The sequence below is a fragment of the Marinobacter sp. genome (assembly GCF_048269445.1).
Classification (GTDB): Bacteria; Pseudomonadota; Gammaproteobacteria; order Pseudomonadales; family Oleiphilaceae; genus Marinobacter.
Map to the genome: position 1 here is coordinate 193,538 of NZ_JBLXIQ010000004.1, position 25,096 is coordinate 218,633.

24 protein-coding genes are annotated in these 25,096 nt (G+C 56.8%); 2 read left to right on the plus strand and 22 right to left on the minus strand.

All coding sequences use genetic code 11. The features are described from left to right. Nucleotides 1–7: 7 nt before the first annotated feature. Nucleotides 8–796 (minus strand): VacJ family lipoprotein, encoded by a 789-nt coding sequence (locus ACN0XM_RS09930; protein ID WP_417566778.1) that lies wholly within the window; start codon nucleotides 794–796, stop codon nucleotides 8–10. Between the two features lie 92 nt (nucleotides 797–888). Between ACN0XM_RS09930 and ACN0XM_RS09935 the strand changes: the two genes are divergently transcribed. Further along, nucleotides 889–1,296 carry an acyl-CoA thioesterase gene (locus ACN0XM_RS09935; protein ID WP_417566779.1) on the plus strand — a complete coding sequence of 136 codons (408 nt, stop codon included), beginning with the start codon at nucleotides 889–891 and terminating at the stop codon, nucleotides 1,294–1,296. A gap of 11 nt (nucleotides 1,297–1,307) precedes the next feature. Here ACN0XM_RS09935 and ACN0XM_RS09940 read toward each other — a convergent pair whose 3' ends face one another. The 3 genes from ACN0XM_RS09940 to ACN0XM_RS09950 all read right to left on the minus strand — a co-directional run bounded on the left by ACN0XM_RS09940 (nucleotide 1,308) and on the right by ACN0XM_RS09950 (nucleotide 8,296). Beyond that, nucleotides 1,308–2,429 carry a beta-ketoacyl-ACP synthase III gene (locus ACN0XM_RS09940; RefSeq protein ID WP_417566780.1) on the minus strand — a complete coding sequence of 374 codons (1,122 nt, stop codon included), beginning with the start codon at nucleotides 2,427–2,429 and terminating at the stop codon, nucleotides 1,308–1,310. A 132-nt stretch (nucleotides 2,430–2,561) separates the two neighbouring features. After that, on the minus strand, nucleotides 2,562–6,497 hold the full coding sequence (hrpA, locus tag ACN0XM_RS09945) for an ATP-dependent RNA helicase HrpA (protein ID WP_417566781.1): 3,936 nt from the start codon (nucleotides 6,495–6,497) through the stop codon (nucleotides 2,562–2,564). A gap of 122 nt (nucleotides 6,498–6,619) precedes the next feature. Beyond that, nucleotides 6,620–8,296, minus strand: a complete 1,677-nt coding sequence (locus ACN0XM_RS09950) for a long-chain fatty acid--CoA ligase (RefSeq protein ID WP_417566782.1) — start codon at nucleotides 8,294–8,296, stop codon at nucleotides 6,620–6,622. 188 nt (nucleotides 8,297–8,484) lie between these two features. Here ACN0XM_RS09950 and ACN0XM_RS09955 point away from each other — a divergent pair, with 188 nt between their 5' ends. After that, entirely contained in the window at nucleotides 8,485–8,970 is a 486-nt protein-coding gene (locus ACN0XM_RS09955; protein ID WP_417566783.1) for a MaoC/PaaZ C-terminal domain-containing protein, read from the plus strand. A 49-nt stretch (nucleotides 8,971–9,019) separates the two neighbouring features. On the opposite strand, the gene ACN0XM_RS09960 is transcribed toward ACN0XM_RS09955, so the two are convergent. The 18 genes from ACN0XM_RS09960 to ACN0XM_RS10045 form a co-directional block, all read right to left on the minus strand. After that, nucleotides 9,020–10,012, minus strand: a complete 993-nt coding sequence (locus tag ACN0XM_RS09960) for an AgmX/PglI C-terminal domain-containing protein (protein ID WP_417566784.1) — start codon at nucleotides 10,010–10,012, stop codon at nucleotides 9,020–9,022. Continuing rightward, nucleotides 10,005–10,493 carry an ExbD/TolR family protein gene (locus tag ACN0XM_RS09965; protein ID WP_417566785.1) on the minus strand — a complete coding sequence of 163 codons (489 nt, stop codon included), beginning with the start codon at nucleotides 10,491–10,493 and terminating at the stop codon, nucleotides 10,005–10,007. Before ACN0XM_RS09965 ends, ACN0XM_RS09960 begins: the two co-directional genes overlap by 8 nt. Next, entirely contained in the window at nucleotides 10,490–11,020 is a 531-nt protein-coding gene (locus ACN0XM_RS09970) for an ExbD/TolR family protein (protein ID WP_417566786.1), read from the minus strand. The genes ACN0XM_RS09965 and ACN0XM_RS09970 overlap by 4 nt, the downstream gene beginning before the upstream one ends. 9 nt (nucleotides 11,021–11,029) lie before the next feature. Then, nucleotides 11,030–11,701 carry a MotA/TolQ/ExbB proton channel family protein gene (locus ACN0XM_RS09975; RefSeq protein ID WP_417566787.1) on the minus strand — a complete coding sequence of 224 codons (672 nt, stop codon included), beginning with the start codon at nucleotides 11,699–11,701 and terminating at the stop codon, nucleotides 11,030–11,032. A 27-nt stretch (nucleotides 11,702–11,728) separates the two neighbouring features. After that, the gene (locus tag ACN0XM_RS09980; protein ID WP_417566788.1) at nucleotides 11,729–12,079 is read right to left on the minus strand and encodes a hypothetical protein; all 351 of its coding nucleotides are present in this window, start codon (nucleotides 12,077–12,079) and stop codon (nucleotides 11,729–11,731) included. Continuing rightward, nucleotides 12,080–12,460 (minus strand): tetratricopeptide repeat protein, encoded by a 381-nt coding sequence (locus tag ACN0XM_RS09985; protein ID WP_417566789.1) that lies wholly within the window; start codon nucleotides 12,458–12,460, stop codon nucleotides 12,080–12,082. An 88-nt stretch (nucleotides 12,461–12,548) separates the two neighbouring features. Further along, the gene (locus ACN0XM_RS09990) at nucleotides 12,549–15,371 is read right to left on the minus strand and encodes a tetratricopeptide repeat protein (protein WP_417566790.1); all 2,823 of its coding nucleotides are present in this window, start codon (nucleotides 15,369–15,371) and stop codon (nucleotides 12,549–12,551) included. Next, nucleotides 15,368–16,810 carry a hypothetical protein gene (locus tag ACN0XM_RS09995; protein WP_417566791.1) on the minus strand — a complete coding sequence of 481 codons (1,443 nt, stop codon included), beginning with the start codon at nucleotides 16,808–16,810 and terminating at the stop codon, nucleotides 15,368–15,370. Before ACN0XM_RS09995 ends, ACN0XM_RS09990 begins: the two co-directional genes overlap by 4 nt. Before the next feature lie 6 nt (nucleotides 16,811–16,816). After that, nucleotides 16,817–17,365: an AraC family transcriptional regulator gene (locus ACN0XM_RS10000; RefSeq protein ID WP_417566792.1), complete on the minus strand. Its 549-nt coding sequence runs from the start codon at nucleotides 17,363–17,365 to the stop codon at nucleotides 16,817–16,819. A 357-nt stretch (nucleotides 17,366–17,722) separates the two neighbouring features. Next, nucleotides 17,723–18,901 carry a vWA domain-containing protein gene (locus ACN0XM_RS10005; RefSeq protein WP_417566793.1) on the minus strand — a complete coding sequence of 393 codons (1,179 nt, stop codon included), beginning with the start codon at nucleotides 18,899–18,901 and terminating at the stop codon, nucleotides 17,723–17,725. A gap of 34 nt (nucleotides 18,902–18,935) precedes the next feature. Beyond that, nucleotides 18,936–19,778: an AAA family ATPase gene (locus ACN0XM_RS10010; protein WP_417566794.1), complete on the minus strand. Its 843-nt coding sequence runs from the start codon at nucleotides 19,776–19,778 to the stop codon at nucleotides 18,936–18,938. Nucleotides 19,779–19,796: 18 nt separating this feature from the next. Continuing rightward, nucleotides 19,797–21,863: a VWA domain-containing protein gene (locus ACN0XM_RS10015; RefSeq protein ID WP_417566795.1), complete on the minus strand. Its 2,067-nt coding sequence runs from the start codon at nucleotides 21,861–21,863 to the stop codon at nucleotides 19,797–19,799. Nucleotides 21,864–21,885: 22 nt separating this feature from the next. After that, on the minus strand, nucleotides 21,886–22,230 hold the full coding sequence (locus ACN0XM_RS10020) for a hypothetical protein (RefSeq protein ID WP_417566796.1): 345 nt from the start codon (nucleotides 22,228–22,230) through the stop codon (nucleotides 21,886–21,888). Beyond that, the gene (locus tag ACN0XM_RS10025; protein WP_417566797.1) at nucleotides 22,230–22,676 is read right to left on the minus strand and encodes a YcgN family cysteine cluster protein; all 447 of its coding nucleotides are present in this window, start codon (nucleotides 22,674–22,676) and stop codon (nucleotides 22,230–22,232) included. Before ACN0XM_RS10025 ends, ACN0XM_RS10020 begins: the two co-directional genes overlap by 1 nt. Then, a complete protein-coding gene (locus ACN0XM_RS10030; protein ID WP_417566798.1) occupies nucleotides 22,673–22,966 on the minus strand; it encodes a YcgL domain-containing protein in 294 nt (97 codons plus the stop codon). The genes ACN0XM_RS10025 and ACN0XM_RS10030 overlap by 4 nt, the downstream gene beginning before the upstream one ends. After that, nucleotides 22,963–24,120, minus strand: a complete 1,158-nt coding sequence (locus ACN0XM_RS10035; RefSeq protein WP_417566799.1) for a ribonuclease D — start codon at nucleotides 24,118–24,120, stop codon at nucleotides 22,963–22,965. Before ACN0XM_RS10035 ends, ACN0XM_RS10030 begins: the two co-directional genes overlap by 4 nt. Before the next feature lie 18 nt (nucleotides 24,121–24,138). After that, entirely contained in the window at nucleotides 24,139–24,741 is a 603-nt protein-coding gene (gene recR, locus ACN0XM_RS10040; protein WP_417566800.1) for a recombination mediator RecR, read from the minus strand. 31 nt (nucleotides 24,742–24,772) lie between these two features. Next, nucleotides 24,773–25,096, minus strand: coding sequence for a YbaB/EbfC family nucleoid-associated protein (locus ACN0XM_RS10045; protein WP_417566801.1), 324 nt, complete (start codon nucleotides 25,094–25,096; stop codon nucleotides 24,773–24,775).

A 25,096-nucleotide genomic window follows, 5' to 3' on the forward strand; every position in this document is an offset into this window, starting at 1 on the left:
CTGAACCTCAAAAATCATCCAGCATCAGATTTTCATCGTCGCCACTGGCAAACGGATCATTGATTACCTTGCCGTCGTTAATCAGGAACTCGCGACGCTGCAAAAACGCGTTACGGACAAACGTATAGCTGTCACCTGAAATAAAGCTTTCCGCCGGAATCAAATCGGCCCGTTTATCGACAATCTGAACAGCCCGGGCAAAGTAAACCTCCGGGCTCTCCACGGCATTCCAGGCCGACGGCAAAGCAAACCCGTCAGTCACAAATCCGCCAAAATGCCGGGGCGTGGACGGGCCAAGAAAAGGTAACATCAGATAGGGACCGGACGCTGTCCCCCAATAACCAAGCGTCTGGCCAAAATCTTCCGGCCGCTCTGGCAGATCAAAGGCGGTGGCAACATCGATCAGGCCGCCGAGCCCGAAGACTGTGTTATAAGTGAAACGCCCTGCCGCGACCACCGCGGACTCCCCCTTCAACTGGAGCACGCTGTTCGTGAAGTTCCGGAGTTCGGTCAGGTTATTGAAGAAATTGGTGATACCCCGATCGATCAATTGAGGAGTGAAGGTACGGTAGGTTTGGGCCACAGGCTTCAGAACCCAGCGGTCAATGGTATCGTTAAAGGTATAGACCTTGCGATTCCAGCTTTCGTAAGGATCCTTGGGATCAACCGGAACGGAGCCTTCAGGCGCTGGTTCCTGCATGGTCTGGGCTACCGCCTGGCTGACAGGCAAAAACACCGCCAGGGCAAGAAGAATGACAATCGCTGTTGGCCGGCGCCGGGTAAAAAATGGTTTCATCGTTTGCTCTTGGGTTGTTTATCTCGTCTCGATTCGTCAAAAATACCGGCGCTTTTCTTATCATTATTGAACCGTTGTTCCGGAGGAACCCGATGTCAGTACCGGGAAATCTTGTAAATACCATTACCATGCCTCTCCGCTGGGGAGACATGGATGCTTACGGCCACGCCAACAATACAGTCTACTTCCGTTTTTTCGAGGAAGCCCGGATTGTGTGGCTGGCATTACTGGGACTCGGCGGGCCGGATGAACCCACCGGTCCGATTATTATAAAGACCAGCGCCACCTTTCTGAAGGAATTGAACCATCCGGCAACGGTCGAGGTGAAAACATACGCTGACAAGGCAGGCAACACCAGCCTCGATACCTATCATTTGCTGACAGATGCCGAAACCGGCGCCGTTTATGCAGAGGGCTATGCAAAAATTGTGTGGTTTGACCGGGCTACCCGTTCGTCCACGCCGCTGCCAGACACACTGAGAGCGCTGGCAGCCGGTTAACCACAACGAACCTATCGGCGGCGTACCACAACGCTGCCGATGGAATACCCGGCACCGAATGAACAGATAACGCCAAGATCGCCACTCACAAGATCGTCCTTGTGCTTGTGGAACGCAATGATCGAGCCTGCAGAACTGGTATTGGCGTACTCATCCAGAATAACCGGCGCCACATCTTCGTTGGCGTCACGACTCAGCACCTTGCGGGCAATCAACTGATTCATATTGAGATTGGCCTGGTGTAGCCACATGCGCCGGAGATCGTCCGGTGCAATTGAGAGACTCTGAAGCTGGTTCAGAATGGTTTCAGCCACCAGTGGTGAAACTTCCTTGAACACCTTGCGACCCTGCTGGACAAACAGCTTGTCGGGTTTGCCAATGCCAGATTCGTCCGCACGATTCAGGAAGCCGAAATTGTTCCGGATATTGTTGGAGAATTTCGTCTTCAGACTGGTGCCGAGTATCTCGAACCCCTGCCCTGCGCGAGTGTCCTCTTCGCGCTCCACAAGAATCGCGGTGCAGGCGTCACCGAAAATGAAATGGCTGTCGCGGTCCCGGAAATTCAGGTGACCGGAGCAGATCTCCGGGCTGACCACGAGTACCGAACGGGCACTGCCGTTTTCCACGGAATTCACGGCGGCTTGCAGGCCAAAGGTGGCCGAACTGCAGGCTACGTTCATATCATAGGCAAAACCGTCAATCCCCAATGCTTCCTGAACTTCGATAGAAACTGCCGGGTAGGCGCGCTGCATGTTCGAACAGGCGACAATCACGGCATCAACGTCCTGTACGGATTTACCGGCCTGTTCCAGGGCTTCGCGGCAAGCTGCCACGGCCATTTCGCACTGAACAGAGGGCTCTTCGTTACTGCGTTCGGGAATGTAAGGCGCCATCCGCTTCGGATCCAGGATGCCATCCTTGTCGATCACATGGCGGCGTTTGATGCCGGAGGCTTTTTCAATGAAGGCAGAAGAGGATGGTTGCAGTGGAGCAACCTCGCCCTGTGCAATAGCGTCTGCATTCTCTGCGTTAAACAGTTCGACGTACTGGTTAAAGGCTTCCACCAGTTCGTCATTATCAATGGTTGCTGGCGGTGTGTAGAGACCGGTCCCGCTAATAACGGCTTTAATCACGCTAACCCCACGTCATGATTGTGAAAACAGGATGTCAGGAAAATCCACTGTCAGAAATACTAACACAGTCTCCGGGTTTTGCCCGTCGGGAATCGGTCAGCGGCACCTGATTGGTGCAGGTCTGTCGAGGCCTTAACTGCGGGTTTTCTCCCACTGCCGGTCCATCCGTTTAACGGACACCGTCATGACCGTGCCCAGTTGCTGGGCAAAAAACGATACCCGGAACTCCTCAAGCATCCACCGGTAAAGCACCAGCTCCGGATCCCGGACACCCTGGCGCTGCTGTTCGTCCCGCTTTGCCGCATACCGGGACCAGAGTGGCTCAATGATATGCAGGAACTCGCGCTCGCGGCCCATCTCCCGCGGCATCTTTTCCAGCCGCACCAGCGCCGCCTCGAAATAACGCCCGAATTCCGCCAGCCACTCCGGTGGTGTCTCTACCAGGAACCCCGGATAAACCAGGTTCTGAAGCTGGAACTTGAGATCCGCCATACTGTTTGCCAGTGCCAGGTTGATCTTGCCCTTCAGCTGTTTGGCCACCTTCTGGTAGCCAGACATGGCCTGGAACAGCCGTTCGTCGGCCAGTTCGAGGGCTGGAATGAAATCACCCCGATGTCGGTCAAACGTTCTGTCAAAGGCATCGGCGCTTCTCGGAATACCTTCGGTGAGAAAATGCTGCATGGCGGTCGCCAGCAGCAGATCGTCCAGCAGTACCTTGGCCTTGCCCACCGGGGCAAACATCAGGGCAGCTTGGCGAAAACGCGGGAGTTTGCGCTCAAGATCATCCAGGGTCCTGCCAAACCGGTTGAGAATCAGACGGGCAACCGCTTTTCGGGTGGTATCCTCTGCCGTCAGCTTGTCCAGGCAACGTATCTGACGGACCTGTTTGCCGAGGTCTTCCAGTGCCGGATACACCGTAACCTGCATGCCGCCTTTTTCGGTCTGCACCTGGTCGGGCAACTGCCCGAACTGCCAGTCCGTGTACTCTCCCGCCGGTTCGTTTGACGGATTCTCACTGGTCGCCGAAGCCAGCGCTGCCTCTGCCCGGCCCTCAAGCTGACCCTGTAGCTCTGTGGTGTCCCGGCCTTCGGCAATCGCCTTGTCACCATCCCCCATAACCCGGAGGTTCATCCGCAAATGCCGGGGCAATTCCGTCTGGGACCAGGCCTCCGGGTCGATCCGCACTCCAGTCATCCGGCGCAGTTGTTCGCCCAATTGCAACGCCAGTGGCTCATTGGATGGCTGGAGATTGGCCAGTGCTGCATCGACAAAATCCGGAACCGGTACAAAATTCCGCCGCAATGCCTTGGGGAGCGACTTCACCAAAGCGATGCATTTCTCCCGCAACAGCCCCGGCACCAGCCATTCCAGACGACGGGACGGAATCTGTTTGAGCGCCATTAGCGGCACCTGAAGGGTAACGCCGTCCTGTTCACTGGTTGGCTCGAACTCGTAACTCAGCGGATAGCGCACGCCTTCCCACTCAAGGTAATCGGGATACAGGTCCGCCGCCTGGGCGTCGACCGGGCGCTGGAGAATGTCTTCTTCGGTCAGTTCCAGATCCTTCAACTGCTCCGCCGAAAGGCCCTTCCACCAAGTCTCGAAATGGCGCCCGCTGACGATATCCGCCGGCAAGCGTTCATCGTAGAATGCCGCCAGGACTTCATCGTCTACGAGAAGATCCCGCCGCCGGGTTTTCTTTTCGAGATTTTCAACCGTATCCAGCATTTCCCGGTTACGGGCAATGAATGGAGCCCTGGACCGGTAATCACCCTCGACCAGCGCCCTTCGAATGAACAGATTCCGGCATTCGGCCGGGTCGACTTTGGCGTAGGGAATCCGGCGCTTGGCCACAATATCCAGACCGTAAAGCGTCACCTTCTCGTAGCCCATCACCTGGGCCCTTTTCTGTTCCCAGTGCGGCTCAAAGTAATGATGTTTAACGATATGGCCAGCCAGAGGCTCAATCCATTCCGGCTGGATCGACGCTACGACCCGGGCAAACACCCGGCTGGTTTCGACAATCTCGGTGGCGACAATCCACTTGGGGCCGGTTTTGGACACTTTGGAGCCGGGGAAAATCATCACCTTCCGGTTGCGGGTGGCCAGGTATTCTTTTTTCTCGACCTTGACGGCCACCTGCCCCAGCAGGCCGGCCAGAATAGACTTGTGAAGTAATTCATAGCTCGCCGCATCCCTGTTAACCGAGAGCTTCTGTTCACGGCAGATCAGGGTTAGCTGACGGTGGATATCCCTCCATTCCCGCATTCGCATCCAGCTCAGGAAGCTCTTCTGGCAGACCTTCTTCATCTGGTTCTGGGACAACTCCTGCCGCTGCTCCTCATAGAAGTTCCAGACATTCAGCAGGGTCAAAAAATCCGATTCCTTGTCATTGAACGGAGCGTGGGCCTGATCGGCAGCCTGCTGTTTGTCCTGCGGACGCTCACGGGGATCCTGAACACTCAGCCCGGCAATAATCACCAGGGTCTCCGACAGACTGCCAAGGTCGGCGGCGGCCACGAGCATTCTGGCCAGGCGAGGGTCCAGTGGCAGGCGCGCCATGGTTCGCCCGAGTTTGGTAACACGGCGTTTGTCATCAACTGCGCCCAACTCTTCCAGCAGCTTGTAGCCATCGTTGACCTGCCGTTTGTCCGGCGATTCCAGAAACGGGAACTGTCGGATCTCGCCCAGCCCGGAAGTCGCCATCTGCAGGATAACGGAGGCCAGATTGGTACGCAGGATTTCCGGATCGGTGTATTCCGGTCGGTTAATAAAGTCAGTTTCGTCATACAGCCGGAAGCAGATGCCGGGCGCGACACGACCACATCGACCGGCTCTCTGGTTGGCACTGGCCTGGGAAACAGGCTCTACCGGCAGCCGCTGGATCTTGGAGCGAACGCTGTAGCGGCTTATCCGGGCGACGCCGGTATCAATGACATAGCGAATGCCCGGTACTGTCAGGGAGGTTTCCGCCACGTTGGTCGAAAGTACAAGACGCCGGCCTTTATGGGACTGAAATACCCGGTTCTGTTCGGCATTGCTCAAGCGCGAATACAAGGGCAGTACTTCGGTGTGTTTCAGATCAACATGGCGAAGAACCTTGCTCAAATTCCGGATTTCCCGCTCGCCGGGCAGAAACACCAGAACATCGCCGGGGGGCTGCTTTTCTCTACGCTCATGCTGCTCGATTTCATCCAGGGCACCCAGAACCCCGTCGGTCCAGCCCTGATCACGGTCATCTTCATCACCCGTCAGCGGCCGGTAACGAACATCCACCGGATAGGTCCGGCCGCTCACCTCGATCACAGGGGCCTTGTCGAAGAACTCGCTGAACCGGTCAACCTCGATGGTCGCAGACGTAATAATGACCTTCAGGTCTGGTCGCTTGGGCAAGAGCTGACGCAGGTAGCCGAGCAGAAAATCGATGTTAAGGCTACGTTCGTGGGCCTCGTCGATGATCAGGGTGTCATAGCGATCCAGAAACCGGTCGTGCTGAACTTCCGCCAGCAGGATACCGTCGGTCATCACTTTGACCCGGGATTGCTCCGAGGTGATATCGGTGAATCGAACCTGATAGCCGATCTGCTGGCCGACCTGCTCACCGATTTCTTCGGCAATCCTGGCCGCGACACTGCGGGCGGCAATACGGCGGGGCTGGGTGTGGCCAATCAGCCCCCGAATACCCCGGCCACTGTTCATGCAGATTTTCGGGATCTGGGTGGTTTTGCCGGAACCGGTCTCTCCGGCAATGATCACCACCTGGTGGTTTTCGATGGCCTCCCGGATATCGTCCACCCGCTCGGACACCGGCAACCCCTCCGGAAAGCTGGCCGGCTTGTGCAGAGCGTGGCGCTGTTGAACCTTCTCTATCCCGCGCTCCAGCCAATTGGCCATTTTTTCCAGGTCGTTCTGGCCAGGCTTGCCCTTGGTGCGGGCAATGGTTTTGACGATGCGGGCCGCTTCCTGCTGGTTACAGGCGTCCAGCTGCTCCATCATGGCCTTGACGGCGGCTTCGCCATCGGGCTTGAGAGTCGATGTTCTGGGCGTATCGGAAGTGGTGTCTGTCATTGAAGTGCCGGAATTGTGCTCGCTCGGATCGGGTTTGGCGACAGTCTATCGGGAAAGTCCGGTTCTTAAAAACGGAAAACCCCGCCTAAGCAGGGTTTTCCTCACACGAGACCGGGAGAGGCCTATTTGTTGTTGGCTTCGTCCCGAAGTTCGCGCCGCAAAATCTTGCCCACGTTGGTCTTGGGCAGTTCGTCGCGGAATTCATAGTGCTTGGGCACCTTGTATGCGGTCAGACGCTCACGACAGAACTCCTTGAGCTCGTTCTCAGTCACGCCCTCAGCAGTCGGCACCAGGTAAACCTTCACCGCTTCGCCACTCTTGGCATCGGAAATACCCACAGCGGCGCATTCAACCACCTTCGGATGGCTGCTGATCACATCTTCTATCTCATTCGGAAACACGTTGAAACCGGATACGATGATCATGTCCTTCTTGCGATCAACGATGCGAATATAACCGTCCTCCTGAATCAGGGCGATGTCACCGGTACGCAGAAAACCGTCCTCTGTGAAGGATTTCTGGGTGTCCTCCGGGCGCTGCCAGTATCCACGCATCACCTGAGGGCCTTTCACACACAGCTCGCCGGGCTCGCCCAGGGGCGTTTCATTGCCCTCTTCATCCAGGGTCCGAACGAGGGTTGACGGAATGGGCAGGCCGATGGTGCCAATCTGGATGGCACTGGGAGGATTAAAAGTCACCACGGGCGACGTTTCCGTCATGCCGAAGCCTTCGCAGATCTCGCAGCCAGTTACCCGCTGCCACATTTTTGCAGTGTCGCTGGTCAGTGCCATGCCTCCGGAGGAGGTAAGCTTCAGGCTGCTGAAGTCCAGGTCCTGGAATTCCTCGTTGTTGCACAATGCGACGAACAACGTGTTCAGGCCCAGGAATGCCGTGAACTTGTGATTTTTCAGCTCCTTCACAAAACCCGGGATGTCTCTCGGGTTTGGAATCAGAACGTTGTGGGCGCCGGCCTCAAGCATGATGCCGCAGTTCAGTGTGAAGGAATAAATGTGGTACAGCGGCAGAGGCGCAATCACAACTTCCTGCCCCTCAACCACCATGCCTTCCATCATCGGGCGGGTCTGCAGCAGGTTTGCAACCAGATTGCCGTGGGTCAGCATGGCACCTTTGGCCACGCCGGTAGTACCGCCGGTGTACTGAAGAACAGCGATATCGTCCTGCTTGCAGTCAACTGGTGAAAACTTTTCCCGAGCGCCGGCACTGAGTACTGCCGGCAGTTTATGAGCCTGGGGAATGTTGAACGGCGGCACCATCTTTTTGAGATGCTTGACAGCAGCATTCATCAGGGTGCGTTTGATCGGCGAATGCATGTCGGCGACTTCCGTTACGATGACATGCTCAATGCCGGTGTGGGGCAACACTTTTTCAGCGTTCTCGGCCATGTTGGCCAGTACCACCAATGCCTTGGCACCTGAATCGTTGAACTGGTGCTCCATTTCCCGAGTGGTGTACAGGGGGTTGGTGTTCACCACAATCAGGCCAGCACGCATGGCGCCAAACACCACCACCGGATACTGACCGACGTTGGGCATCTGTACTGCAATACGGTCGCCGGGTTTCAGGTCTGTCTTGTTTTGTATCCAGGCTGCAAAGTTGCGGCTCTGGGTGTCGAGGTCACGATAGGAGAGCGTTGCGCCAACAGCGGAGAATGCAGGACGGTCAGCATACTTTTTAACAGCCTGCTCAAACACATCCACCATGCTTTTGTACTTGCTCAGGTCAACCTCGCGAGGTACGCCGGCGGGGTACTTATCCTGATAGAACTGCTCAAAATCCATCACCATCTCCTGTTTGGCGCTTTTGATTGTATTGATTCACCAATGTCAGGATGATCAAAAAATCAACCCTACAAAAGTATCAGCCTCAAAAAAGTTGGGAGAGAATAGCAGTTTTGTAACCGATGAGGTAGTTTTCGAGATTCTTACCCTAACACCTGTACTCAAATCCCAACAGCGCGGAGCGCACCATGAGCGATACCCTTGATACTCTTGAAAATATTACCTATGACGAGCTGAACGAAGGCGATACCGCCATCTTCACGCGGACCCTTTCGGAAGACGAACTGGTATTGTTTGCGGCAGTATCCGGCGATGTGAACCCGGTACACCTGGACTCCGATTTCGCCGCTACCTCAATGTTCAAGGAACGCATTGCTCATGGTATGTGGAGCGGCTCCCTTATCTCGGCAGCGCTGGCAACGGTCATGCCGGGCCCTGGCACCATTTACCTGGAACAGTGCCTATCATTCAAACGCCCGGTTAGGCTGGACGACACCCTGACGGTTAACCTGAAAGTGCTGCGAAAGGAGCCGAAAAACCGCGTCGTTGTCGCGTGTGATGTTCGCAACCAGAATGGCCAGCGAGTGGTCTTCGGCGAAGCCAAGGTTATCGCACCGACGGAAAAAGTTTCCCTGCACAAACCCCAACTGCCTAAAATCACTATCGAAAGCTGACTCACCCGGTGATAGCGTACGGCTGTACCCTCTTGCCCCTTCCTTCCGGCTAGCCGGGCAGGAAATCAATCGGGAAACGCACCTTACGGGTCTCGACCTTGCCGGCACCAAAGTTGAACAGCCGTACCCGCATGGCGATTCGCTGCTCCAGGGAGGGATGCCCCAGTTCAGAACTGACAACCTCACAGGCCGATACCGAACCGTCTGGTTCGATAACCAGCTCCAGCAATACCTTGCCCTCAAGTGTTGGGTCCTGCCGCAACTCCCGCCGGTACAGTGAATAAAGCGCGGTTTTCTGGGCGTCAAATACCTTGCGAATATTGCTCATTGCCCGTTCCCCCAGAGACGGCCTGGGGTCAGCAGGCTTGGCAACTACCCCACGAGTGTCTTCAACGGGCGCTTCGACTTCCCTGACCTCATGCCCGGCCACATCCACCAAGGTTTCCGGGACCACGGCGTCTGTAACCCCGCCGCTGCCACGGAGCACCTTTTCCGAATCCCCAGGGGCAAGGTCGCTAGCCACGCTATCGGAATCTGTATTCACCACAAATTGCCTGGTTGGCGCCGGCTCTGGCTCCCTGAGCGAGGCAAGCCGGTCCTTCATCGCCAACAGCCCCGACCGGGACGCCTTCTCCCTCGCCTGCTCGGCGGTTTGCTGTGGGCTGGCAGGCTGAGCAATGATGGGCTCCGGCCGGGGTTCGGGTTTCGGCTCAGCCTTGACGGGTTCGGGGGCCGGCTTTTCCGGTTTATCTTTCTGAACGTCGGGCTCGGGCTCCGGCTCTGGTTTAACAGGCTCTGGCTTGACAGGCTCAGGGGTCGCAACCGGCTTTGGCCTCTCAACAAGGCGCGCAAGCCTTGGTGGGATTTGTTCGGCTTCACTGCGTTCAATGTCCGGCAGGTCCAGGGTCGGAATCAAAAGTGCCGGAGGCAGTAATAGCGCCAGCATCACCGCGACAATGGCACCAAACCGGAGAGTCTCACCGGCATCCCGGCTCCATGGCAGCCCGGCGGATTGCGCCCCAGAAGAAAAGGTATCAGCCATTGCGAGCTTCCCCTTCCACCGCAAGCCGAACCTGTCGATATTGCTCGTAAACACAGGTCTGCATCACTTTCCGGAGCAGTCGGTAATCGGTATCACGGCCAGCCATGATAGTCACCTGCAGCCCCTCCTCGGGGATCTCGGACCAGCGGTTACGCCGCCAGGCCAGTTCCTTCGATAAACCGGAAATATGGGTATCTCCCGTTTCGATGCCGTCCAAGCGGGCCACTTCATTGCCCTGAACAAGAATCGAGTTGGCGGTTACCTGCACCGTCAGATTCTCTTCGGCTTCCTGCTGTGCCGTCGATTTGGGCAGAGGCACATCGGTGGTGTTCTGCATGACTTTCACATCGGAGGAATTCACCATCAGGAAGAAAACCAGAATGGTAAAGATGTCCATGAGCGAAACCAGATTCAGGCCACCCGGCTTGTGCATGCGGCCACGGTGTCGCTGGATCCTGCGGGCCTTTCGCGAAGTCTTCACACGCCCTCCCCGGATACTTCCCTGTTAGCGGCGGCAAGCTGGCGGTTCTCCGGTGCATCCATCAGGGAAACGTCCGGAAAAAGCTCGCCCTCGACCACACTGGCCGCGACTACGGCCGGGTATGAGCGAACCGTATCCATGGCGGTGACCAGCGTCTGGTAATCGATATCGGGCCCGACTTCCAGCACCACATCGGTTTTCTCCGGCACCCGGGTTTTGACCTGACGAAGGACGTTACGAAGCGCTTCAAAATCCTGTGTACCCTGTGTTTTCGGAAGCACACGAATCAGCCCCCGGTCGCTGTCAGCAATTTCGATACCCTCCGGAATCAGTGTAACCACCAGGCGAAACTCATCCGCCTCCGGAGCCTGACCGGCCTCCATTCCCGGAAAGTTCAGTTCGATCATGCGAACCTGGCTGAACACCATGCCCAGCAACAGAACTGGCACCAGAACGATCATGAGGTTCAGAAAGGCAGTTATGTCCAGATCCGGCGATGTACTCAGCCTGCGGTGTCGGCGTCTCATAGCATAAACTCAGGCTGCGGATGGCCGGGCATTGGGGTTCGAACCGGGTTGGGAAGAAGGATCAGAAACTATGTTCAACAGTTTCACACCCGCCATTTCAAAACTGTCCACGATTTCGTTGGTGCGGGTTTGCAGCACGGCATGGAACATCAGCAACGGTATCGCCGACATCAGCCCGAAGGCTGTGGTGTTCATGGCAACCGAAATACTGCTTGATAGCAGGCTAGCCTTCTGAGAAGGATCTGCGGCCGCCACTGCGGTGAAAGCGGCTATCAACCCGATGATCGTCCCCAAAAGCCCCAAAAGAGTGGCGATATTGGCCAGAGTTGCCAGGTATTGCGTTCGCTTTTCCAAACGTGGAAGGACTTCCATCAGACCTTCCTCCATGGCGTATTCAATATCTTCCCGCCGGCTGTTACTCAACAACCGGCCGATGCCTGCACCCATGATGGAAGCAATGGCACTGTCGGAGTTGCTAGCGGCTTTCATGGCCCGTTGGTAGTCACGCTTCTGCAGCAGGGGCAGGATGCCCCGCTCAAAGGCCGCCCGGTTGCGACTCCTGACTCCGGAGAGGTAGAAAAACCGTTCCAGGGTAATGGCCAGGCCCAGCGCCAGCACAACGGCGATGGGGTACATGAAGGGGCCGCCTTCCTGGAAAAAACGTACGATGGTGTCCAGCATGATTATTCTCCCGTTATTACTGCACAGTCATGGCTGAGTCCCCGAGGGGCTGAAAATCAGGGGACTCAGGATCAGGGGGTTCAGGTTTTCACGAAACAGGCGATGCCGTTCCAGCGCTACCGGGTCTGCCGGTCGCATCAGTTCCGGCGCCGTATCATCCAGTTTTGCCCGGGGGCGTTTTGGCAGACTCGGCGCCTGCCAGGGCAATATGTAAAGTACCCGTGGCTCATCCTCGCCAAGACTGGCCGATATGCCTTCAACGCTCAGACGAACGGTGTCATCCCCGCTTGCCTCTGCACTAACCGAAGCCAGCACTATCAGCCAGGCAAAAACGACTGACAACACACCTGTTGTGGTTATCTGCAGGTAGTTGCGCATCTATTGCAGCCTCCGTTCCAGATCGGCAATCCATCCGGTGACCAGTTTGTTGTCTTCTTCCGTCAGTGCCCGGTAACGGTTGTAGTGAGTCAGCGCCTTATCGAGTTCCAACAGATACAGTTCAGCAATCACCGCCAGGTTGTAATGCAGCTCTGCGACGTCCGGCGAGCCCGAAATACCGGCCTCCAGAAGCTTTGCCGCTTCGGCAAAGCGGTGTTGATCTTTCATTACCAGGGCCAGGTTATTAACGACGACCGCATTACCCGGGTCGAGCTCAACCGCCTTCTGCCACGCTTCGACGGCGGCATTCTTGCGGCCCTGCTCCAAAGCCAGCTGCCCTTCTCTTGCGAAGCTTTTTGCCAACTCCGGGTTCGTCTGCACGGATTCGGGCTCTTGAACCGTCTGCCCGGCACAGCCTCCCAGCAGAACAAGCAGAAGAGTCCATGCCAACACGCTCGTCAACCAGCCATTACGCACCATCACCAGCCTCCATGTTCCAGCTCAACCATTTCACCTTGCGCTGGTAGCGCCCCGGATGCAGATCGGCGAGAACATCCAGGCTTCGCCCAATCCATGCGTCGTATCCCCGGGAAGTGATCTGCCGATGGTTCTCGGTGTGCAGCCGAATTGCCTTCTCTTCAAACGGGTAGGCTTCCTCTTCGAGCAGCATCTGGTATTGCATGGTCTCCAGCTCGTTCAGATCAGCCGGCACTGATGACGCCATAAGGTCCCGGGCCAACCCCCGATACAGCTCCGCACGGCGGTAAAGAGACTCAGACCGCACCGCCTCGCCGCCAAGTGCCTCGGCATCCAGGAATCGTTGACGCGCGGTTTCCAGCGCATTTCGCTTGAGTGCCAGCGAGTCTTCAAGGGGATGGACCAGCTCAATGCTGGTGAACGCGGCAGCAGCACGGGCACCGAGAACCAGCGAAGCACGGGAAGACCACTTGAGGGTCTCCGGACTGTGCCACGCGCTGTACAACTCTGCCCTGACAAGGGCTTCTCGCCAGTGATCCCCTTCAGCACCGGATTCCGTCAAACGATGGCGCATGGTCTGAAGTTGCAGGTGACCCGAACCATCTTCAGCCGCCGGGTCAGTGGCCAGATAGTCACGATAAAGCCCATTACGTTCCACGACATTGCCAGCCTCGTGGAACAATGCCGCGGCTCTGAGCCGAAATTGCCAGGGAGCAAGTCGGTCTTCGGCCACCAGGAGGAGTTCTGATGCAGCGAGCGCCGGCTGGCCGGAGGAAATCCAGGCGTGCACCAACTTTTCACTGATGCCCGATGTCAGTTCATGCCCGGGGAAGTCTGAACGGAAACTCTTTAAATCTTCAATCGCCCGGGGCCAGTCCAACGCTTTCAGAAGGGTGTTGGCGGCGTCGTAGCGGCCCTTGATGGCCAGGTCTGACCCGGGCAGCACAGAGCCGACGCGACGGAAGTGTCGGACCGCCTCTTCGATCTTGCCATTGGCCGCGGCCCGCTCGCCTTGACGGTACACCACCGTGGCGAGCTGTTTGCGGATGCTTGCTGTCTCATCAGCCCCTACCGGGTTGTTGGGGAGATTCCCGATGTCGCTGCTTTCCGCCAGATCCAGAGCCTTCGTCCAGGCCCTCTCTGCAAGACCGTATTCATTCTGTTGCTGTCGGACTTTTGCGGTTACCTGCCACGCCGCATAATGTTCCCGGGGTGAAGCTTCGTCATTGGCAATGACCCTAGCGCTGTAATCCAGCGCGCGCCGGTGTTCGCCGGCGGCGAGCCAGCGGGCAGACAAATCCGCCATCAGTCCGGCACTTCTGGCATCGCCGGAAAAACGTTCGGCAAACCGATCAGCTTCGGCAGAAACTTTCTCAAGCCCCTGGGCGAATCCCTGGCTGGTTTGTCCGCCCTCAAGGCCTTCCCGTAGCAACGAAACGGCCGCCCATCCGGCATCAGCAGCCTCGCTGTAATTCGCCACCTCATAAGCGGCCCGCCTGAAGTTGGCCAGTGCCTCTGGAAACTGTCCTGCCTGGAGACGCGCGTCACCCGCCAGCCGAAGTAATTCACCAGCCCGGACTGACCGCCGGGCAAGCCCCTCGTAATAGCCCGCCGCCAAAGAAAAAGCCGCTTCTGCTGTCGTCACATCGCCCGTGGTTGCCGAATTTGTTCCCCGGTTGTACTGAAAGTCCGCCAGCATACGACTGAAGCTTTGCCATTTTTCCTGCTCGCTCACGTCGAGGCGATCGTAGCCCGGGTCTGACCCGAAACGCGCAACGAACTCTGCCCTCGCGCCACGAACCCGTTCGGGCTGGCCTGCCCGCTGCCGGACGTCGACTACCTGCAACATGAATGCGGCAACCCCCGGGTGATCCGGCGCGTAGCGAATAAATGCCTCATTAACGGCAACACTGGCCTCGGTCTGCCCCTGCACTGCGTAATAATCCGCAAGTCGGTCAAACAGAAGGTGCGTCCAGGGACGTACCCGGGTCTCGTCCAGCCAGGAAATCAGTGTATCGGGGCCACGCTGTCTCGCTGCCATCAAGGCCAGCACACGGAAGGTGTCATCGATAGTATCGACACTGGATTCGGTGACATTCTCCACGCCTTCGGCGTCCGGCAGAAAGTTGTCCAGTGCCGTGACGAAGGTAGTGGCTGCCCGGTCCCAGGCCCCGGCACCCTGCTTGAACTGACTCCAGCCCAGCATATATCTGGCCTTGGCGCTGAGTTCGTCGTTTTCGCCGGATTCAACCAGAAGCTGATAGCCAGTTTCTGCCTCGGCGTAGCGACCGGACGCAAAGGCCGATTCGGCGATCCGAAATCTGGCCTCGGAGACCAGCGCTGAATCAGGATATAGCCCTACCAGCTGTTTCAGGCGCTGGATCGATTCGTCGTGATGACCTGTCAAGGCATGGGCTTTGGCCATCTGGTACAGCAGCTCGTCGAGCCGTCCGCCAAAGGAGCCCCGTTCCAGAATCGATTCGTAGCTGCTGATGGCCTCGCGGTAGACCTTCCGTTCCTCGGACGGAGAGAAGCCGATGTCCACACCGGATTCGTCACGAATGTTGCTCAAACGGTTGAGGGCATCGATCCGTACCTCAGGCTCATCGGAGCTCAGAAACAGCCGATGATAGCGGCGTGCGACTTCCGATGGCGAAATAGCCGGCAAGGGGCGGGTTTCGAATTTCAGAAAAACGGGGCGCATGTCACCGATGGTTTCGCCATCGCGTCCGAGTTCGACACGGAAGGATTCCTGGGCCATCGCCGGTGAGGCGAGACAAAGGGCAGTGAAAAGCGCTGAAATCAATCGGGTCACGGATGCCCCTCCCCGGCTTTGTCAACGGACAAATCCACGTCGGCAAGGTTCTGTAGGGCAAGGTATTCGTACAGGTGAGCGATCTGTTGCTCGGTTTTATCCAGGGCGAACGCCATCTGGCGATCACGGCTGGCAACGTAATCCAGAGCCAGTTTGTTCAGGGCCTCCTCGGCTCTCTGTCTCAGGCGATTCACCGCCGAGACCAGGTCGTCATTTCTGCTCTTCAGGGAGAGAGACTGATCATGCAGTTGCCGAAGCACCTCCGGTCGCCCGGATGTCCGGTGATCGAGATCGACCAGCCGGTCCTGAGTATCCGCCAGGGTTTGCGCCAGACTGGAGAGCCGTTTTTTGTTTGTGGAATCCGCCACTTCAGCTGACAAACCCTCGATCCGGCCCCTGAGATCAGCCGCCTGACTGGCGAGGGCTTCGGTATGTTCGTAAGCAGTTTGCCGTTCAACGCTGGCTATCTGCTCGGCTAGCGCGCTGTCGAAGACGTCCAGATCCCTCTGGTAACCAGCAAGCCTCGCGGCCATCGCGGCCAGAGCAGCGACCCGCCCCACGGCATGCTGGGCGACTGGCTGCTCGATAAAGCCCAGCAGATAGGCCATGCGCGGCTGGGTCAGTGTCCGGCTGTCTGCCAGGAACCAGTCAACTCCGGTTTCCCTCGCATCTTCTACCAGTGTCTTGTATGCCCCCTGGTTCCGAATTTTTTCAGCCAGCTTGCGCAGGGTCACCCGTTCACTTTCAAAGGCTGCGTTGGCCGCCAGGTAAGCCTCTCCAGCCTGTCCAAGGTAACCGGAAAGATCGTATCCCCGGCCCACCCCAATCCAGGCATCCGCAACACCTGGGTAAGCCAAGGGATATTTCTTGGCACGATGCCAACTCTGCATGGCGGCACGGTGGTTGCTCCGCTGCGAGAGTGCAAGCCCATGTAGGTAAAGCGCCCTCGGTGTATTGAAACTGTCCAGTGATACCTTTTCCAGAAAACCGATCGCTTTCTCGTACTCCCCGTGCTGGTACGCAAGGTGGCCGGCCCGAACAAGCAGGCGATTCCGAAGCTGTTCACGGCGGGCGGAGTCCGCGTCGCCTTCCAGCATGGCCAGGGCGACCCTCAGAGCGACCAGCGCACGAGCGGGGTTTAGATCTTCCTTGGCATAATCGGTAGACAGATTGAGGTAACCCACAGCCGCCCAGTAGCCTTCTTTCATTCCAGCGAGGACACGCCCGGCATCGTCCGCTTGGCCGCTCAAGCGAGCCTCTTCTGCATCCTGATAGAGCACTTGCTGGTGTTTTTCGCCCAGATTCAAGCCCACCCCACTGGCCTGCCTGAATTCTTCCAGACCCTCCCGGATATCGGCGGGTAACACAGGAGCGGCAGAAATCATCAGCGGGCTAATGATCAGAAGCGATAAAAAAATGAGCCGTAGTCGAAGGGTCATGGCAACCTACTTCCACTCAACAAACGAAACCCGGGGTTCGTAGTCTGGTGCACGTGCCTCCAGACTCATCTGTAACCGAAGCGCACCAGGGCGTTTCCGGAAGTGATGTACCGATTCGCGGCGAACGAAATCATCATTGGCGGCACGGGCAGTTATAACCGTTTTGAGCTCGTGTTCCCCGTTCTGGAGATTGCCCGTGAAAAGTTGCTGGACCCCGCCCCGTTCGAGGGAGGAACGTTCTCTCTCGGTATAAAGATGTGAAGCAACTGGCTGGCCGTTTAAGAACAACTCCACCGAATCAAGATCAAGCGCCTCCCGGCTCTGGAGCGTCAGAAAAACTGCCAGTCGGGTATTGGCGGGATGCAGTAGCTTCTGTTCAAGAGCAAAGACTCTGGCAGAGTGCCCGGCAACCTCGGCGCTCAGCTCCTCTATCTGCTCATCCAGCTCCGTCGCTGCCATTGTCGGAGCATGCAGCAGCAAGAACAGAATTAACCAGCCGGTGAACGCTCTGTGTTCGTTAATCCGGCACTTTTGTGCTTGTTGTATGCCGAACATAAGCCTCCTGCCTTAGTAACCCATGCAAACTTCTGTAACAGATCGGCAGAAATCGTAACACTTGGTAACCGCCAAGAACGGTATACAGATCACCAAATGGAAAACAGGGAGTGAAGAGAAATAAGGAGGACTGTTGAACTGAAAGTTCGGAGAGTGTCGAGTTATTTAACAGAGGCAGAAATGGTCAGGGCAGCCGGGCCACTGAAACAGAATCCGGATACCGCCAACTATCTGATTTTATTACGTCTATTTTAACTGGCCCTGTAATTGCTCAATGGAAGGCGACGGGAAAGCCTAGCAGGCAACCCCCGTTTGATATGCCGAGCTTTGCCGATGCCCTCAACCGCATCGGCTTTTTTATTTGCTGAGTTGCTTCATGGCCGATTCAAGGCCCTCAACGGTGAGCGGATACATGTGATCGTTAACCAACTGCCGGGTCATGGCCAGCGAGCCGCCACTGCCCCAGTAACTTTCGGGTAGCGGGTTAAGCCAGACCACCTTGCGGAAGTGATCGGAAATGCGCTGGAACCAGGTCGCACCGGCTTCCTCATTCCAATGCTCGATTGAGCCACCCGGGTGGGAAATCTCATAGGGCGCCATGGTGGCATCGCCCACAAAGATGACTTTGTAGTCCGGCGTGTATTTGTGAAGAATATCCCAAGTGCTCATGGTCTCGTTCGTCCGGCGGATATTCTTCTTCCAGACGCTCTCGTAAATGAAGTTGTGGAAGTAAAAATATTCCATATGCTTGAATTCGAGACGCGCCGCCGAGAACAGCTCCTCACAAACACGAATGTGTGGATCCATGGAGCCGCCTACGTCGAAGAAGATCAGAACTTTCACCGCATTGTGACGCTCCGGCACCATTTTCAAGTCCAGGTAACCTGCATTTCGCGCGGTAGAGCGGATGGTGTCGTCCATATCCAGCTGGTCAGCCGCTCCCTGGCGGGCAAACTTTCTCAAACGCCGGAGGGCCACCTTGATATTGCGGATGCCCAGGGTAACGCTGTCGTCGAGGTCTTTGTACTCGCGCTTCTCCCAGACCTTTACGGCTCTGCCATGGCGGCCGCTTTTCTGACCAATCCGAAAGCCTTCGGGATTGTAGCCATCAGCGCCGAAGGGCGAGGTACCGCCGGTGCCGATCCACTTGTTACCCCCGGCATGGCGCTCCTTTTGCTCTTCCATGCGTTTCTTGAACGTATCAATCAGCTCCTCAAGTCCACCGAGAGAGTCGATCTGGGCCTTCTCCTCCTCGGACAGATGCTTTTCGAACTCGGCCCTCAGCCATTCGTCCGGAATCAGCGCTTCCAGCAGGTCGTCCAGGTTCTGGATACCCTCGAAATACGCCTGGAAGGCCCGGTCAAACTTGTCGAAGTGGCGCTCATCTTTTACCAGACAGAGACGGGCCAGGTAATAGAACTCTTCCATATCGGCAAAGGCGAGCCGGTGCTGCAGCGCTTCCAACAAGTCCAGAAACTCCCGCAGGCTGGCAGGTACCTTTGCGCGCCGGACTTCGAGAAAAAAATCAATCAACATAAAACGTGACTCTTGCCAATGTTCTTGCTGAGAATCAGCTGCGGCGACGCGCCATGAATGCAAGCTTCTGCAACAGGTGCACATCCTGCTCGTTCTTCACCAGGGCACCGTACAGCGGCGGTAACGCCGAGCTGGTATCTTTCTCCTGCAACATCTTTGCCGAGAGCTCATCAGCCATCAACAGTTTTAGCCAGTCAATCAGCTCAGAGGTGGAAGGCTTTTTCTTGAGCCCCGGCACCTTGCGCACATCGAAGAACACTTCCAGCGCATCCCGAACGATTTCCTGCTGCAAGCCCGGGTAATGCACATCCACGATATTCTGCATGGTGTCATGATCCGGGAAGCTGATGTAGTGGAAGAAGCAGCGGCGCAGAAATGCGTCAGGCAGTTCCTTCTCGTTGTTACTGGTGATGACTATGATCGGCCGCTGCTTTGCCTTAACCAGTTGCTGTGTCTCGTAGACAAAGAACTCCATGCGATCGAGCTCAAGCAGGAGGTCATTGGGGAATTCAATGTCAGCCTTGTCGATTTCGTCGATCAACAAAACTACCTGCTGGTCGGCTTCAAACGCCTCCCACAGCTTACCCTTGACGATGTAATTGCCGATGTCCTTGACCTTCTCATCGCCGAGCTGGGAGTCCCGCAGGCGTGATACCGCATCGTATTCATAAAGCCCTTGCTGGGCCTTGGTGGTGGACTTGATGTGCCACGAAATCAGCTTCATTCCAAGGCCTTCGGCCATTTCTTCGGCCAACAGTGTTTTCCCGGTGCCTGGCTCACCCTTGATCAGCAGCGGGCGCTGAAGTGTGATAGCGGCATTGACGGCCATTTGCAGGTCATCGGTGGCTACGTATTTCTCGGTACCGGTAAACTTCATGGGTCTGGTTCCTGTTGGTTACTTTTTCTGATCTTTGTCGTCGGATTTCTTTTTCGGATCGTTATCCGGCAATTCGGATTCGTCCTGGTCGAAATCGGGTAAATCGTCGAACTCGGACAGGTCAAAATCCTCAAGCCCGAATTCTTCATCCTCGTCGTCTTCCAGGTCGTCGGCATCAGACGGGTCGGCGACGTCTTCAAGTTCCGGAATATCCTCGTCCGAATCAGCCGGCGCTTCCTCCGCCAGCGTATCAGCCACCGGAATATCCTCTTCCATTTCTACTTCCGATTCATCTTCAGCCTTCAGTGTCGCTTCGTGCTCGTCAACCACGGCTTCCTGTTCTGACATGTCATCGTAGGCTGCTTCCTCTGTGACCTCCGGAATGTCCTCTGGTTCTGGCTCAGGCTCAGGCTCAGGCTCCGGTTCCGGCTCGGGCTTATCCTCCAAATCCTCCAGAGTCTCCCGCTCAGCAGCGGCCTCCGCCTGGGCCGCCTGCCGCTTCTTGCGCAGACGGAGGGCGACCCATACTGCGCCGGCAAGCAGTGCAAGCCCACCCCCGGCCGCAGCTAACACCCACATGGATACCGAAAAGCTTCCCGCTCTCTCTTCGGGCTCCGTTGGCTGTGGTGCCGGTTGCTGAGGCTCAGGCTGGACTGCCATCGGCGCAGGAGGCTCCTCTACCTGGCTTACATCTATGGGCAGGGCAATCTCCGGCTCAGGCTGTTCAGCAACCGGTTTTGACACTTCAGCCTCGGGCTGCGGCGTTACCAGTGGCTCGGCTACCGGCTCGGCGCCTTCCGGCACCGTATACCCGACAGTTGCACTGAACTTTCGGCTGAAGGTCTGGCCATCAGCAACCACATCAATCCGATACAGGCCGGTAGCCGGCAGTCTGATGATTGAATCCCGGTAGATACCATCTTCCGGTGGCTGCTCGGCTGACAAGACCTTCGTTCCACTTCGATCGTCCTCGGAGGTGATGGTCAGCTCGACGTCCAGAACTCCCAGAAAGTCGGGATTGGTGATTTTTTCCTGTTCTTCAAAAAAGGCGATCCGGAGATCGACCGGCCGTTCCGCAGAGAAGGTGGCTGGCAACGGATTGACCACCATTTGCAGATTGCTGACAACCGTTACCCGGCTGCCCTCACCCAGCTCTCCATTGAGTTGCCACTGGCCTGCCAAAGGCTCATCCACGGTAATCAGGTCATACCCGGCCTCCCGCGCCCACCGAATGTTACCCGGTAGATCCGCCAGACTGACCGCCTCGCCGTCGGGACGGACCAGTTCAAGCACCCGCGTGGCCGAGGTTTCTGCTTCACCCCAGAAGATCAGCGCGGTAAATTCGCGAACACCCTCATCAACAGTAAAACCGTTGCCCTCAATCGGAATCTGTTCCTGGGGAATTGCTGTGTTCAGGGCCTCCATAAAGGCAAGGTTCAGGGCATCCGCAGTTTCGGCGATCTGATAGCGGCCACCGGATTTTGCAGCCAGCGCCCTCAGAAAGTCCGTATCCGCGGCTTCAGAAAGCGCTACCGGGTGGAAAGTCGCGCCCCTGGCAACCAAATCAGGAACCATCTTTTCCAGGATCCGCTGCTCCTCGGCAGAATTTGCATCGGAGTCAGCGGAAATATCCACCTTGCCATCGGTCAGCAGAATGAAGTGCGTTCTGCTCAGATCACCATCGGTAAAGTAACTATCACTGGCGACTTCAATGGCCTTACCCAGATTGGTTCTCAGGGCCACGGAATTAATCTGCTTCGAGCGCTCAATGGCCGCTTCCCGCCACTGATCGGTCACCTCACGATGTGGAACCAGCATGTTTACATACTGGCCGAAGGTCCAGACACCAGCCGTCGCACCTTCCGGCAGGAGGCGTGCAAGCAGTCGTACCGCGGGCTGACGCACGTTTTGCGGATCGGTGTCCTTCATGGAACCGGAGATATCAACGATAATCCGCACATCCGACTGCCGGGGCAGCTGAACGCCGTCAGCCTCCTGCGCAGTTACCGGTTGGGGCAGGTTGAACACAAGGACCAGTGCAAACAGGCTGAGTAATGTCGGTTTAAGGGCTCTCAAGGCTTCCATCCGTTCTTATTATTGATTGGCGTTACCGACGAACCAGGCGATAACGAACCAGATCCAGCACCCAGACCAACAGCATTACCAGGCTCGCAAGGCCAAGGTTGAACAGCGCCCGGCCAGCGGCATCCGCCTCCCCAAGAATTATTTCATAGCCCCCATACAACCAGGCCGGAATCCACCAGTCAGCAACCTCCGGGGACTCCACCGGGGTCAGCAGCAGCGCTACCAGCGCGGCAAGTATAAGAGTTCTGAGCCCATACAAGGGCAGAAAACGAATCAGGCTCTTCATCATGCAAAAGAACACAACAAAGGCAATAGCGTAGGCGGCCCAGAAAATCCCGTAGGCCATTTGTGCATCAGTATCAATCATTACAGAATCCAGTAAATGATGTGTTCTTCCCAGTCCTCTTCCGGCACCCGGGCCTCTGAAACAACCCGATGGCGGATGGAAACGCCCGCCTCATGCACCGAATCGGGATCTCCGCTTCGTAGCGGGTGCCAATCCGCCAGTGGCCGGCTTTCGGCCAGGGTTCGGTAGGCACAGGTATAAGGTAACCAATGGTAGTCCGTGATGGTGCCTGGTGTCAGCACTGTACAGCCCGGGACCTTTTCCAGCCGCTCATCATAAACTGAACAGCGGCAGGTCTCTTCATCCATGTAACGGCACACCAGGTCGGTGTGATAAACACCACCGGTATCTTCATCTTCAAGTTTGTTCAGACAGCATTTTCCGCAGCCGTCACACAGGGATTCCCATTCCTCAGGTGTCATTTCGTCCAGGCGCTTGCGCTGCCAGAACGGCACCTGGGCACTCATGGGTTGCGTTGCTCCGGCTTACGCTTGAAGTCCACCACATAGCCGTCCTGCTCTTCAGGCATCTGGAGAAAAAAGTCTTTCTCGCCAATGGCCTCAAGCACCTGCTTGCCGGTGGTTCTTGCCAGCTTGCGGCCTGGCGTCATGATCAGATCCATGGAATGAATCGGCTGACCGAAAATGCCACGCAGACTTTCCGGCAACTCCTCCCATTCCTGGCCACGGCGGACAAAAATGTAGGTGTCGCTCTTTTTGCTACTACGAAATACAGAGACAAATTCCCGCTCTTTCATGACTTCAGTAATTCCTCGATATCAGGACGAACCGGTGCCAGAATCTGCGCCCGCCAGCCCTGAAAAAATTCATGTTGCGCCAAGTCACGATGCTGCACCACTTTCTCAAGCCGCTTTCTTGGCGCAAGCAATTCCATTGGAATATCAGCATCTTCTGCCGCTTTCCTGAATAGACGCTTTAACTGCTTATAGAACCCCTGCTGATCCCTCGACAACGGCGGTGCGATGCGTTCCAGACCGGAATTATCCGCTGTTGCCCCTTTGCCAACAAGCTCAATAAGGATCTCGCCATAGCGCCGAACTGCGCCAGAAGGCACCCCTTGAATGTTTGAAAGCTCTCTCTGGGTACCCGGCAGGCTCTCGGCGATGGCGATCAAAAGAGCGTCCGAGAGAACCCGGTTGCGCGGCCGGTCCTGTTTCTGGCATTCAAGCTCCCGCCAGCGAACCAGTTCCCGGAGCACGCCCTGTTGCTGGGGAGTGAGTGTCCAGCCTCCCCGGAGCTTCAGGTAATGGTTGGCCGGATCTTCCTGCCCTGCCAGCTCGTTGGCGAACCGCGTGGATTCCTCTGTCAGCGCGGCCTCGAGGCCGCGCTCCCGCAGCAAGCCTGTTACCCACTCGTACATAGGCTCTAGAAAGCGGATATCCTCAATGGCATAGCGCTGCTGCGCCTCACTTAGTGGCCGGGTGAGCCAATCGGATCGGGTCACAGATTTGTCGAGGGTTTCGCCAAAGAGAGTTTCCACCAGCCTGGCATAGCCCAGGGAGAACCCGGCGCCGGCCATGGCCGCACCAATTTGCAGGTCAATTACACCGGTGGGTTCAAGGTTCAGCCACTGGCGGAACAGCTCCAGATCTTCACTCATGGCATACAGAAGCTTGGGTGTTGCCGGATCGGCCAACACCTCACGGAAACGGCGGGACTGCTCGGCAACGACCGGATCCACCAGGCAGAATTCGCCATCCAGCCCCAGCTGAACCAGGCCCGGAATCGGATAAAAGGTGTTTACCCGCTCAAATTCGGTATCCATTGCCAAGGGCTTGCCGGGCGCGCGATCGAGCCACTGATCCAGTGCCTCCGGCTCCCGGATCCAGTGAATGCTGGCAGGTGCCGGAGGAACGTCAACAGCCGCAGAGGCCTGGGCAGAAATATCCATAGAAATGCCTGGTCAGATTTATTCGGAGAGAGGTTTGCGGCCTCGAAAAGCGTGGGTCAGGGTAAAGCCGTCGACATAGCCAAGCTCGCCACCCACCGGAATACCGTGGGCCAGCCGGGTAATCAGAATCCCGCGGCCATCGAGTCGGTCCGCAATATAATGGGCGGTAGCTTCGCCTTCCACTGTTGGATTAGTTGCCAGAATCAGCTCGGTAACGCTTTCGTCCCCAACCCGCTTAAGCAACCTCTCAATGCCAATTTCTTCGGGGCCAACGCCGTCAATGGGCGACAGATGCCCCATCAGCACGAAATAGCCCCCCCGGTAATCGCCAGCCTGCTCGATAGCCAGAAGATCCGACGGGCTCTCCACTACACACAATGTGCCGGTGCGTCGCTGTGGATTGTCGCAGATGCCGCAGATCTCGGTATCGGCAAAGTTCTGGCAACTTTCACACCGCCGCACACCATTCATGGCCTTGTTCAGCGCCTCCGAAAGACGGGCACCACCGGAACGACCCCGCTCCAGCAGATGAAAAGCCATACGCTGGGCGGTCTTTTGCCCGACGCCGGGCAGGCAACGAAGGGATTCGACGAGTTCGTCAACCAGGGGGCTGAACGCCATGAAATGTCCTCAGACTGCGGCAGGATGAAATTCAGAACGGCATCTTGAAGCCGGGGGGCAGGCCCATACCCGACATCATCCCGGACATCTTGTCCTTCTGGTTGGCCTCAACCCGGCGTACGGCATCATTCACCGCAGCCGCCAGAAGATCCTCCAGGATCTCTTTTTCTTCAGACATCAGCGAGGGGTCAATATCCACTTTGCGAACATCGTGGCGACCGTTCATGGTGACCTTTACAAGCCCGGCGCCCGCTTCTCCGGTCACTTCCGCTTTCGCAATTTCTTCCTGGGCTTTTTGCATCTCTTCCTGCATTTTCTGGGCTTTTTTCATCATGTCGCCCATATTGTTCATCAT

Coding starts and splice junctions, on each gene's coding strand:
- ACN0XM_RS09930 (WP_417566778.1), bottom strand. CDS start 796: ATGAAACCATTTTTTACCCGGCGCCGGCCAACAGCGATTGTCATTCTT.
- ACN0XM_RS09935 (WP_417566779.1), top strand. CDS start 889: ATGTCAGTACCGGGAAATCTTGTAAATACCATTACCATGCCTCTCCGC.
- hrpA (WP_417566781.1), bottom strand. CDS start 6,497: ATGACAGACACCACTTCCGATACGCCCAGAACATCGACTCTCAAGCCC.
- ACN0XM_RS09950 (WP_417566782.1), bottom strand. CDS start 8,296: ATGGATTTTGAGCAGTTCTATCAGGATAAGTACCCCGCCGGCGTACCT.
- ACN0XM_RS09955 (WP_417566783.1), top strand. CDS start 8,485: ATGAGCGATACCCTTGATACTCTTGAAAATATTACCTATGACGAGCTG.
- ACN0XM_RS09960 (WP_417566784.1), bottom strand. CDS start 10,012: ATGGCTGATACCTTTTCTTCTGGGGCGCAATCCGCCGGGCTGCCATGG.
- ACN0XM_RS09970 (WP_417566786.1), bottom strand. CDS start 11,020: ATGAGACGCCGACACCGCAGGCTGAGTACATCGCCGGATCTGGACATA.
- ACN0XM_RS09975 (WP_417566787.1), bottom strand. CDS start 11,701: ATGCTGGACACCATCGTACGTTTTTTCCAGGAAGGCGGCCCCTTCATG.
- ACN0XM_RS09980 (WP_417566788.1), bottom strand. CDS start 12,079: ATGCGCAACTACCTGCAGATAACCACAACAGGTGTGTTGTCAGTCGTT.
- ACN0XM_RS09995 (WP_417566791.1), bottom strand. CDS start 16,810: ATGACCCTTCGACTACGGCTCATTTTTTTATCGCTTCTGATCATTAGC.
- ACN0XM_RS10000 (WP_417566792.1), bottom strand. CDS start 17,365: ATGTTCGGCATACAACAAGCACAAAAGTGCCGGATTAACGAACACAGA.
- ACN0XM_RS10005 (WP_417566793.1), bottom strand. CDS start 18,901: ATGTTGATTGATTTTTTTCTCGAAGTCCGGCGCGCAAAGGTACCTGCC.
- ACN0XM_RS10010 (WP_417566794.1), bottom strand. CDS start 19,778: ATGAAGTTTACCGGTACCGAGAAATACGTAGCCACCGATGACCTGCAA.
- ACN0XM_RS10015 (WP_417566795.1), bottom strand. CDS start 21,863: ATGGAAGCCTTGAGAGCCCTTAAACCGACATTACTCAGCCTGTTTGCA.
- ACN0XM_RS10020 (WP_417566796.1), bottom strand. CDS start 22,230: ATGATTGATACTGATGCACAAATGGCCTACGGGATTTTCTGGGCCGCC.
- ACN0XM_RS10025 (WP_417566797.1), bottom strand. CDS start 22,676: ATGAGTGCCCAGGTGCCGTTCTGGCAGCGCAAGCGCCTGGACGAAATG.
- ACN0XM_RS10030 (WP_417566798.1), bottom strand. CDS start 22,966: ATGAAAGAGCGGGAATTTGTCTCTGTATTTCGTAGTAGCAAAAAGAGC.
- ACN0XM_RS10035 (WP_417566799.1), bottom strand. CDS start 24,120: ATGGATATTTCTGCCCAGGCCTCTGCGGCTGTTGACGTTCCTCCGGCA.
- recR (WP_417566800.1), bottom strand. CDS start 24,741: ATGGCGTTCAGCCCCCTGGTTGACGAACTCGTCGAATCCCTTCGTTGC.
- ACN0XM_RS10045 (WP_417566801.1), bottom strand. CDS start 25,096: ATGATGAACAATATGGGCGACATGATGAAAAAAGCCCAGAAAATGCAG.